Raw genomic sequence first — 973 nt, forward strand, 5'->3', positions numbered from 1 at the left:
AGGGCTGCCCGGATAGATTTGCATCGGTTGGATATGGACCTTTTTCAGCCAGTCCTGCAGGGCACCTGCGATAAATTCGGGGCCGTTGTCGGAGCGAATGAACTCAGGCTTGCCGTGTTTCATGAGCAGCGGATGAAGTGCGTCCAGAACATCGTTCGCGTTCATCTTGGGCCGCACTGTCACGCACAGAGCCTCGCGGGTGTACTCGTCCAGTACCGTCAGCATCTTATAGCTGCTCCCATTGCTGAGCTTGTCATGAACAAAGTCTATTGCCCAGATGTGGTTGGGATGTGTGGGGCGTAGCCTGATGACGGAGCTGTCTTTGTGATAAAGCCGCCTTCGTTTCTTATGGCGATGGGGAAGTTGTAGGCCCTCTTCACCCCATAAGCGTTCGACTTTCTTGTGATTGACCTTCCAGCCCTCCATCCGCAAAAGGGCTGTGACCTTCCTGTAGCCATACCGACCATACTGCTTGGCCAATCTGATCATCGCCAAACGCAGCGCATCGTCATTCGTTGGCTTGACCCGGTAGCGCAGGCTGGAACGAGACATACCTAAAACAGCACAGGTGCGGCGTTCAGATGTGTCCAGCTTTTGACGGGTATGGATCACGGCCCGACGCAACCCATCAACCGTCAGGCCTTGGGCTTTAAATGATCCAAGCTCTCCTTCAGGATCAGCTTGTCGAGCTGCAAGTCAGCGACAATCTTCTTCAGCCGCTCATTCTCTTTCTGAAGCGCCCTCATCTCAGACAGTTGAGGCCGCCCCATCCCGCCAAACTTCTTGCGCCAGTAGTAATATGTCTTGTCCGATATGCCCGCCTTGCGACACGCGCTCACAACATCCAAACCATCATGCAGATGTACGTCAATCTCGCGCAATATCTTCAGCGCATCCTCATCCGAATACCGTTTCCGAGCCATCCCTTCTTCCTCCTGTGACACTCAAATAGTGGCTCAGTTTTAGGGGGCTA

General features: G+C 53.8%; 2 protein-coding genes. Both read right to left on the reverse strand.

The annotated features are described in order from the left end of the window. A partial coding sequence (locus MWU63_RS20305; protein ID WP_247079824.1) for an IS3 family transposase occupies positions 1–612 on the reverse strand: 612 nt, incomplete at its 3' end. Positions 613–635: 23 nt separating this feature from the next. Further along, positions 636–923, reverse strand: a complete 288-nt coding sequence (locus tag MWU63_RS20310) for a transposase (protein ID WP_247079826.1) — start codon at positions 921–923, stop codon at positions 636–638. Positions 924–973: the final 50 nt, after the last annotated feature.

Origin of the sequence: Pseudohalocynthiibacter sp. F2068 (assembly GCF_023015645.1) — a bacterium.
In the GTDB taxonomy this organism is placed as follows: domain Bacteria; phylum Pseudomonadota; class Alphaproteobacteria; order Rhodobacterales; family Rhodobacteraceae; genus Pseudohalocynthiibacter; species Pseudohalocynthiibacter aestuariivivens.

What these genes read in the sequence shown, in the direction of transcription:
- MWU63_RS20310 (WP_247079826.1), bottom strand. Translation starts at nt 923, where the DNA reads ATGGCTCGGAAACGGTATTCGGATGAGGATGCGCTGAAGATATTGCGC.